The following is a 9,766-nucleotide window of genomic DNA, read 5'->3' as shown; positions in this document are numbered from 1 at the left end:
GGGACAGGCACTCCGGGACCCACTTGAGCATCATTTTGTGCTTAAAGTATCTCATTTTTTGGGACAAGTGGGTCCCGGAAGAGCCAGTCCCCATGCCACATGCAAAGCGCTAAACAGATACATCTTGGTTTTATTGGAAAAAATAAGTGCGGGGAGAGCCAGTCCTCATGCCACATGCAAAGCCCTGAACAGATACGAAACATCAGACCTGTTACCTGAGAAATCACAAGCAAACCTTGTTCAGGCATACATATTGCAATCAAATATATATTCAGAAAAATTTGACCAGCATCCACGGAGGAAAAACATGGATAACAATCTGGATTACCAAATCAATAAGGAACTCGGTGAAAGTTACTTGTTCATGGGTGAACTTGATAAAGCCGAGGAGTATTATCAAAAGGCAATCGGCTCCAACGGCGTTCATGCTGAACCTTACCTGGGGCTGGCCACCATCGCTGTTCAGAAAGGAGAACTGCAAAAGGCCCATAACCTTTACTCCAAAGCCAGCAGCGTGGAACAAAACGACAAGGCTCTGGCTGGACTGGCCATGGTGGAATCTGAGATAGGCTCCCGGGAAAAGGCCTTCGAGCTGTTGGTCGAAGCCCTGACAATCAACCCCTCAAACATCATAGCTCTGTATATCATGATCCAGGCTGGATATGCACTGCAAAGAATCCAGGAAACACTGCAACACGTGGAGAATTATCTCCAGATTGATCCGGAAAACAAGGAGGTCATGTTTACCCGGGCCGGTTGCCTCAAAACCCTGGGACGAAAACAAGAAGCTTTGATCCAGGTACAAAATATCCTGGCAAAAGACCCAGATAACACCGCTGCCAGAGAACTGCTGGCACAACTTGACTGATGGGTCAGATTGCAGCTGCAAAGGCGTATTCCCTGTCTTTTCCTGTTGGCCCTGCCTGTTGACGTCACTGTTATTTCGCAGGGCATGCACGCCCTGGACTCGACGAGGCAAAGCAAACAGTTCTCTCAAGGCCGTTCTGGGTTATCCACTGACCTGTGCTTGTGGCAAGGGGACTGGCTCTCCCCGCACTTATTTTTAGCTGATGTGTAGATCATTACTGAAAAATAAGTGCGGGGGTGCCTGTCCCCTGCTTTCCTTAAAAGCGTGGCACGGGGACTGGCTCTCCCCGCACTTATTTTTAGCTGATGTGTAGATCATTACTGAAAAATAAGTGCGGGGGTGCCTGTCCCCTGCTTTCCTTAAAAGCGTGGCACGGGGACTGGCTCTTCCCGCACTTATTTTTAGTTGCTGTGTAGATCATTACTGAAAAATAAGTGCGGGGGGTGCCTGTCCCCTGCTTTCCTTAAAAGCGTGGCAAGGGGACTGGCTCTCCCGGCACTTATTTTTAGCTGCTGTGAAGATCATTACTGAAAAATAAGTGCGGGGGTGCCTGTCCCCTGCTTTCCTTAAAAGCGCTGAACTGATACGGCAAGAGACTCTGTGAGGTGCCCTGGTGAAACAAAAACTCCGATATATTGATCTCACCCAGGAACAAATGGATGTTTTTGTTGCAGCGGGCAGAAATAAGTGCGGTGGAGCCTGTCACCCGCATGTCGTAAAAGCCCTGACAGATACAAGCTACGAAACAAGATTCCTGCTTATATCCCCGGCCAGGCTGAGGACTTCAAAGGGCCCTGTTCCAACCACCTGCCGGGCCGTCTCCGGGCAGGAGTCGGTTATCCAGAAACGCTCAAAGCCCTGGTCCAGGAAACGCTGCCATGACTTTTGCGGAAACACCCCGTGGGTGACGTAAGCGCTGACACTGCCGGCGCCTGCATCCTGCAGGACCTGCATACACTGGATCATGGTCCCTCCGGTCATAACCAGGTCATCCACGATAATCACGTTTTTGCCCCGGGGATCACCCTCCTGGATAATGACCCTGCGTCCGTCTTTTTCCCTGACCTTGTGCGCTGTGATCAGCGGATACCCCTTGAACATGCGTCCGAACCGCTTCCAGGATCCCTCGTCTGGAAAGGCCACAGCCACGTCCTGCATGCCTTTTATCCGCTCCAGAAGCAAGGGAACCGCCGACTCAAGCCTGGGTACAACCCTGTCGGTAAAATAAAACCTTTCCTGCAGGGCGTGTATGTCGTAGATTACCACTTGAACCGGTCCGGTCATGGTCCCGGGAATCAGGGACAGCATCCTGGCCAGGGTAGCCGCTGTAGCGATCTCACCTTCCTCATCCACCCGCTCCATGGTCCCGGTGGGAAAGTAAGGCAGAAACACTTTCAGGGATCTGACAGCCAGGCGGGGCAATTCATAAATCACGGACAACTGCCTGAATATCTCCGCCGGGCTGTCCATGGATGCCAGAAAAACAACATGGGCATTTCCAAGCCCGCCTGCTTCATGAATCATCAGGTCCGGAAAACCGTCCTTGAAGTAATTCCAGGAAATCTCCCCGGGCTCGCAGATCTCACTGGTCTGACAGATCTTATGGGCAAGAGCCTTCATCTGTGGGCAATAAAATACTTTGATCATGTAGGACTCCGCTGATGTTGATGCCGCCTATATTCGGCAAATATCAGCCTATGTCAAGAATATGAAGGGGTCGGGGGGCAAAGTTATTATAACATCTGTTTTTGGATTTACTTTTTCGGCAATTACCACTAAATTGTTGCGGACATACAATTCACCAACCATTTTTCTTTCACTACTAAACAGACACTACCAGGAGCAAGCAGGCATGAAAACGGTATACTGGATACAGGGTGGCGGCTGCGGAGGAGACAGCATGTCCTTTCTGAGCCACAACTTTCCTGATATTTCAGAGCTGTTTCGCGTCCTGCACCTGGAACTTCTCTGGCATCCTTCCTTTTCCAGCTACTCTCCAGGCGGTCAGGATCTGCTCCTGGAAAGTATCCTCCAAGGAAAAAAAATTCTGGACATACTTATCCTGGAAGGCTCAGTCATATGTGGGCCTTCAGGTACGGGCATGTTCGACGTTTTCAAGGGCCGTCCCAAAAAAGACCTGGTGCAGGAGCTTGCCCAGCAGGCCCAGGTGGTAATCGCCGCCGGGACCTGCGCCTCTTATGGAGGGTTCGGAGCTGACAGCGAGGTGGAATCCACCGGCCTGCAGTTTCACAAAAGCCAGCCCGGAGGACTGCTGGGGAAAGATTTCAGAGCCGGTTCAGGCCGGCCTGTGATCAACCTGGCCGGCTGTCCCTGTCATCACGACGTCATGGCCGGGGCCCTGGGCGCTGTGGCAGATGGCACATCCCTGGACCTGGATGAATTCCAGCGCCCCCGGGAGTGGTACGGTACAATGATACATCAGGGCTGCACCCGCAACGAGTATCATGAATACCGGGTGGAGGAGTCCGACTTCGGGGAACTGGGTTGCCTTTTCTTTCACATGGGCTGTGCCGGCCCTCTGGTGCCCGGTCCCTGCAACAAGCTTTTGTGGAACCAGCAATCATCCAAGCCCCGGGCCGGGGTACCCTGTTTCGGCTGCACAGACCCTGAGTTTCCAAGAAACAACCCGTTTTTTTATACCCAGAATATCGAAGGTATACCCCTTTCCCTCCCAAAAGGGGTGAACAGGGCTCACTACATGGTCTACAAAAGCATGGCCGCAGCAGCAGCCCCGGTCCGCTTAAAAAAAAGAACCGCCAAGGTTTAACACTACAGCGAAACTTTTATTGATCTCCGGGGACTGTCTCGGCCACCGGTAAAGGATTCTTATGAGCGCCGATAATGTTTGCAAACGCCTGAATATCCCATTGAACCGGGTGGAGGGCGACCTGGAAATCCAGGTGGAAATAGAACAGGGTATTATCTCCCAGGCCCGGTCTTCCGGGACCATGTACCGGGGTTTTGAAAACATGATGAACGGAAGGGGGGCCCTGGACGGGCTGGTGATGACCCCGCGCATTTGCGGCATTTGCAGCCTGAGCCATTTAAGCGCTGCAGTTCAGGCCCTGGAAGACATCGCCGGGACCACCCCGCCGGACAATGCCATAAGGCTTCGCAACCTGGCCCTGATGGTGGAGATGCTCCAGAGCGATATGCGCCAGAGCATTCTCATGTTCATGGTGGATTTCGCAAACATGCAGGCTTATGCCTCTCATTCCCTATACAGTCAGGCCAACGCCCGCTATACGCCCCTTTCAGGCACATCCGCCCTCCAGACCATCCGGGAGACAAGGCGTATTCTGGAAGTGGTGGCCATTATCGGAGGGCAGTGGCCGCATACATCCTTTATGGTTCCGGGCGGGGTGACATCCAGCCTGGATACTTTTGAACTTTTGCGATGCCGGATGATATTAGAACACTTTCAGGACTGGTACGAGACCAACATCCTTGGATGTACCATCCTGACCTGGGCGGAAATCAAGTCACAGGATGACCTGCTTGCGTTGCTGAGGGAAAACCGGGCCTGCCGGGAATCGGACCTGGGCTTTCTGATGCGCTTCGGGCTGGAAGCCGGCCTGGATCGTATTGGTCAGGGACCGGACTGTTTTCTGTCTTTCGGGGGCTTTTCCCTGCCGGGAGAGACTCTGGTCCCGGGCGTAAAAGACCTTTTGATCCCGGCAGGCTTTGCCAGGTGTGATCAGGTCCGCGACTTTGACCCCAGCGAAATTTCCGAGGACATTTCTTATGCCCGCTTTGCCCGGCAGCCTGCCCCGACTCATCCCTTTTATGAAAAGACCACTCCAGACTTTACCGATCATGACCAGGACAGGTATTCCTGGGTCAAAGCACCCCGGTACGCTGGACAGGTTGTTGAAACCGGTCCCCTGGCTGAAATGGTTGTCAGTAAAGACCCTCTTTTCCTGGACCTGCTTCGAGTGCAGGGCCCAAGCGTCCTGGCCCGCCAGCTTGCCCGCATCACCAGGCCAGCCAGACTCCTCCCGGCCATGCTTACCTGGCTGCGGGAACTGCAGCATACCCTGGACCATAAGTTCTACCACAGGGTCCAGAGCATCCCTGACGGTATGGGAGCAGGGCTTATTCAGGCCGTGCGCGGTGGACTGGGGCACTGGGTACGCATCACCGACAAACAAATCGAGCACTACCAGATTATCACCCCATCCACCTGGAACGGTTCCCCAATGGACGGGTCCGGGGCGCCCGGGGCCTGGGAAAAGGCCCTGGAAGGGACTCCTGTAAAAGACCCGGAAAACCCGGTGGAGGCCGGTCACGTGGTACGCTCTTTTGACCCCTGTCTGGTGTGCGCGGTTCACAGCGTACAAGGTGGAAAACAGACGGGCGGCATTATCCTTGGGGGAGGATTTTGAAAAAAATCATTGTATGTGTCGGCAGTGTCTGGATGGAAAACGACCTGGCCGGGCAGAAAGTATACGAGCATTTTCAGACTCTGGCACTTCCCCCGGATATTGAGGTTTATCAGGGCGGTCTGGCCGGACTGAATCTACTGCCCCTGCTGGAACATGGGGGACGGGTGGTCTTTGTTGACAGCGTCAAAGGCTTTGCTTCGCCCCGGGAAGTGGTGATTATGGACCGGGAACAGATAGTCAAAAAGAGAGGGCAACATTACGGGCATCAGGCCGGACTGCCCTATCTCCTTGCGGTGCTGCCCCTTGTAAATCCAGGAACCATGCCCCATGAAATCGTCCTGGTGGGTATAGAAGGACCCGTCAGCCGGGAAGCCATCGAAAAAGCCGCCAGGCTCAGCCTGCAAATAGCAACCGGCGGACTGTTGAGCCCGGAATAACAATCCAGCGGTATAAATCCCCATGCATAAGAACTATAAAGACCTGGCTATAGAAAACCAAATGTTGCGCCAGGAGTTGAAGGTAGCCAGGGAAGCAGCCGAAATCACCGCCAGAATGGTTGTTGACCAGTTTGAACAAACTGAAAAAATGCTGCGCCGCTACCAGGCAGCCAATGCCCAGCGCCGGGCCGTCCTGGACGCCGCCACCCGGATGTCCATTATAGCCACTGATCTACGGGGCAACATTATACTGTTCAACCGCGGTGCCGAAAACCTCCTGGGTTATTCTTCCAGGGACATGGTGGGCAGGGTCAATATACTTTACCTGCACCCGGCAAAAGAACTCATGCAATTGCAGTCCAGCGAAATGAACCACTTTCAGGGGCCAGTTCCAGGCATGGAAATATTTGAACGGCACCTAAAAAAGGAAAGAATCGATATCCAGGAGTGGCATTACGTTTGCGCTGACGGCGCCCTGCTCCCGGTGAATCTATCCATCACCCCCCTTTTCAGTGCCGAAGGCACAAAGGAAGGCTACCTGTTTACAGCCATGGATCTCACCCTGCGCAAGGAACTGGAGAAAAAACTCGTGCATGCCAAAGTTCAGGCAGAAAATGCCAGTGCCTGCAGAGGGGATTTCCTGGCCCGCATGAGCCATGAAATCCGTACCCCCATGAACGCCATAATGGGTATGGCCTCTTTGCTGAACAATACAAAGCTGGATTTCAGGCAGAAGGACTATGTACAAAAAATTTTGGACTCATCTCATATCCTCCTGAGTATTATTAACGATATTTTGGACTTCTCTAAAATAGACGCCGGCAGGATGGAACTGGAAACCATTCCCTTTTCCCTGCAGGAGGTCCTGAACCGGCTGGTGAACGTAGTGGGCATCAAGGCAGAGGAGAAAGGCCTGAAAATCGGCTTGCATCTGGATCCGGATGTGCCCTCCAACCTTGTAGGGGATCCCTTGAGACTGGTGCAGATCCTCATGAACCTGTGCATCAATGCCATAAAATTCACCCACAAGGGGAAAGTGGACGTCCGCATAAGGGTCCAGGAGCTGCAGCAGGAGCATGTCACTCTTTTCTTTTCAGTACGGGATACCGGCATAGGGCTTTCCCCTCAACAAAAAGCACAGCTTTTTGAAGCCTTTCATCAGGCTGACAGCTCCATTACCCGCAATTTCGGGGGCTCAGGCCTGGGTCTGGCAATCTGTAAAGAACTGACTCAGTTGATGGATGGCGATATCTGGGTGGAAAGCAATCCCGGACAGGGTTCTGACTTTATGTTCACCGCTGTTTTTAGACCCCTGGACGAAAGCCGGGACCTGCAGACCGGATCAGACTACATTCCGGGTGATATCCATGGGGCGAAAATCCTGGTAGCAGAAGACAACACTCTTAATCAGCAGGTGATCCAGGAATTTCTTCGTGAAGCCGGCGCATGGTCCAGGGTGGTACATAATGGTGTGGAATGCCTGCATGAACTGCAGCAGAATCATTATGACCTGGTGCTGATGGACATTCAGATGCCGGAAATGGACGGTCTGGAAACCGCCCGCAGAATCCGGGAGATGGAGGAAGTACGGGATGAGGACCTGGAAAAGGGGCGGGAAGGAGAGCAGGAAGCATTGGGCATGGAGCATGGGAAGGAAAAAGAGGGGGAAAAAGACAGAGGGACGACAAACAGAATTCCTATTATTGCCATGACCGCCCATACCATGCATGAAGACCACAAAAAAAGCCTGCAGGCCGGCATGGATGACCATATAAACAAGCCGGTTCTTCCTGAAACCCTGCACCAGGTTCTCAAACAGTGGCTGCCCAAAAAAGTTAAAGACCTGTCAAAACCTGCAATCCAGGCCCGGGATACCCTGCCTGAAGAACCCGCTGAAAAACCATTCCTGCCTGCCATGCAGGGTATAGACACGGATGAAGCCCTGAGACGCACCAATTATAACCAGGAGCTTGCTCTGGAACTGCTTCAGGAATTCAAAAAGACCTATGATCCGGTTCCCTCCATCTTGAGGCAATTGCAGTCCACAGGCAGTTGGCGGGATATTCAGGACAAGGCCCATGCCATCAAAGGAGCTTCTGCATACATAGGTGCCTTAAATGTACATCAGACCTCGAAAAAACTGGAAAAAGCACTGAAGCAGGGAGGCTTTCAGAATGCAGGCCCACTACTGCAGGACTTTCTGCAAGCCTTGGAAGAATGCCTTGACTCTCTGAACGTTTTACAACCCGCAACCTGTAGCGCTGAAATGCAGCAGGTTCATGACCCTCAGCAAGCTTCCGAGGATGAGCTTGACATTGTAACCCAGAAGCTGCATTTACTGTTGCAGCAGCTTGGCAGGGGAGAACTGGTGGACAGTCGCCTGCTGAAGGAGATCAGTGTTATCCTGCGCAGAAACGGTTTTGACCAGAAGGTGGACAAGTTAAATACCCTCATCGATGATATTGAGCACGATGCAGCAACACAGACAGTCATGGAAATCCTGGAAATAATGGGTAAACAGACCCTGCAAAGACATGGACATTGAAAAGTCGCGCATACTTATTGTTGATGACGAGAAAATCAACCTGAAATTTCTGGCGGACCTGCTCCAGGAGGATTATACAGCCATGCTGGCCAGGGACGGCAGGAAGGCTTTGCAGTTGGCCAGGCAGACTCCCCAGCCCGATCTGATCCTTCTGGACGTGGCCATGCCTGGCATGACCGGGTTCGAGGTCATAAAAGAACTCAAGCATGATGATGAAACCAAACATATCCCGATAATATTTGTTACGGCCATGGATTCCACAGAGCAGGAAGAGGAGGGGCTTAAACTGGGTGCGGTGGATTACATCACCAAACCCATATCACCGCCCATTGTAAAGATGCGCGTTCGCAACTACCTTGATATGCAGCATAAATACAAGCTCCTGGAACAAAAGGCCAATCTGGACGGACTCACGGAAATCCCCAACCGCCGCTTTTTCGAGGAGGTACTGGGAAGGGAATGGCAGCGGGGTAAAAGAAACGGCAGTTCCCTGTCGGTAGCCATGCTGGATATCGATTTTTTCAAGCAGTACAACGACCATTACGGGCACCAGAAAGGGGACATCGCTCTCCAGACAGTGGCCCGGAACATAACTTACAGTCTCAAACGCGCCCCTGATTACGTGGGGCGGTACGGGGGCGAGGAGTTCGTAATCCTTATGCCCGAAACCCCCTTGAAACCCGCCCTGATTGTGGCCGAAAGAATTCGCTCGGGAATAGAGGGACTGAAAATCCCCCATGCCTGTTCCAGCGTATCCCTGCACCTGACAGTCAGCATAGGTGTAAGCACTAGCAATGACTACACCGAATCCGGGCCGCAGGTTCTCATCCAGCGCGCCGATCAAAACATGTACAAAGCCAAACAATCCGGTCGCAACCAGGTTTCAGGGGGATAAGCCTTTGGTGTTTTTCAGCTTGACTATTTCAGACAAACATTTTTTGGGCTTACACTTAAAATTTTTTAATATAACACTTTGGATTGATTGAATTTCTCGAGATTCCTGTTATCCAGGAGCATACAGGCTATAACTATTGGACGCTTAGCACAAATTTCAAACCAACATGTTGGTCGTTAAAATCGGTTCCTGGTTCTTCGTTCTTCGTTCTTCGTTCCTGGTTCTTCGTTCTTCGTTCCTGGTTACCTCTCGTTCCCAGGCTCCAGTTTACCTCTCGTTCCCAGGCTCCAGTTTACCTCTCGTTCCCAGGCTCCAGTTTACCTCTCGTTCCCAGGCTCCAGTTTACCTCTCGTTCCCAGGCTCCAGCCTGGGAACGCTTTACCTCTCGTTCCCAGGCTCCAGTTTACCTCTCGTTCCCAGGCTCCAGCCTGGGAACGCTTTACCTCTCGTTCCCAGGCTCCAGCCTGGGAACGCTTAGTGCTTGCGGCACCAGCCCCTTCTTATTCCGACTTGCATTCAAGATGATCTTTATGCCCGTTGTCATCAAATATTTGACACCACAGAGATCACAGAGGTTCACAGAGAAAAGCCCTCTTTGTCTTAACTCTGTGCCTC

Annotated in this window: 8 protein-coding genes; 7 read left to right on the top strand and 1 reads right to left on the bottom strand. The window is 52.3% G+C overall.

Annotated elements, in window-relative coordinates; genetic code table 11:
* Positions 1-307: 307 nt before the first annotated feature.
* Entirely contained in the window at positions 308-868 is a 561-nt protein-coding gene (locus QZP87_RS13790) for a tetratricopeptide repeat protein (protein ID WP_291323500.1), read from the top strand.
* A gap of 738 nt (positions 869-1,606) precedes the next feature.
* On the opposite strand, the gene prs is transcribed toward QZP87_RS13790, so the two are convergent.
* Positions 1,607-2,515: a ribose-phosphate diphosphokinase gene (gene prs / locus QZP87_RS13785; RefSeq protein ID WP_291323499.1), complete on the bottom strand. Its 909-nt coding sequence runs from the start codon at positions 2,513-2,515 to the stop codon at positions 1,607-1,609.
* 205 nt (positions 2,516-2,720) lie between these two features.
* Here prs and QZP87_RS13780 point away from each other — a divergent pair, with 205 nt between their 5' ends.
* The 6 genes from QZP87_RS13780 to QZP87_RS13755 all read left to right on the top strand — a co-directional run bounded on the left by QZP87_RS13780 (position 2,721) and on the right by QZP87_RS13755 (position 9,629).
* The gene (locus QZP87_RS13780; protein ID WP_291323498.1) at positions 2,721-3,656 is read left to right on the top strand and encodes an NADH:ubiquinone oxidoreductase; all 936 of its coding nucleotides are present in this window, start codon (positions 2,721-2,723) and stop codon (positions 3,654-3,656) included.
* 61 nt (positions 3,657-3,717) lie between these two features.
* Positions 3,718-5,274 (top strand): nickel-dependent hydrogenase large subunit, encoded by a 1,557-nt coding sequence (locus QZP87_RS13775; RefSeq protein WP_291323497.1) that lies wholly within the window; start codon positions 3,718-3,720, stop codon positions 5,272-5,274.
* Complete coding sequence (locus tag QZP87_RS13770; protein WP_291323496.1) at positions 5,271-5,711, top strand: hydrogenase maturation protease; 441 nt, start codon at positions 5,271-5,273, stop codon at positions 5,709-5,711. The genes QZP87_RS13775 and QZP87_RS13770 overlap by 4 nt, the downstream gene beginning before the upstream one ends.
* A 22-nt stretch (positions 5,712-5,733) precedes the next feature.
* Entirely contained in the window at positions 5,734-8,256 is a 2,523-nt protein-coding gene (locus tag QZP87_RS13765) for an ATP-binding protein (RefSeq protein WP_291323495.1), read from the top strand.
* Positions 8,246-9,151: a diguanylate cyclase gene (locus tag QZP87_RS13760; RefSeq protein ID WP_291323494.1), complete on the top strand. Its 906-nt coding sequence runs from the start codon at positions 8,246-8,248 to the stop codon at positions 9,149-9,151. The genes QZP87_RS13765 and QZP87_RS13760 overlap by 11 nt, the downstream gene beginning before the upstream one ends.
* Before the next feature lie 166 nt (positions 9,152-9,317).
* On the top strand, positions 9,318-9,629 hold the full coding sequence (locus QZP87_RS13755; protein WP_291323493.1) for a hypothetical protein: 312 nt from the start codon (positions 9,318-9,320) through the stop codon (positions 9,627-9,629).
* The last annotated feature ends 137 nt before the right edge of the window (positions 9,630-9,766 follow it).

The sequence above is a fragment of the Desulfonatronospira sp. genome (genome assembly GCA_003563255.1).
In the GTDB taxonomy this organism is placed as follows: domain Bacteria; phylum Desulfobacterota; class Desulfovibrionia; order Desulfovibrionales; family Desulfonatronovibrionaceae; genus Desulfonatronospira.
This window is presented reverse-complemented; position numbering and strand designations above follow the sequence as displayed.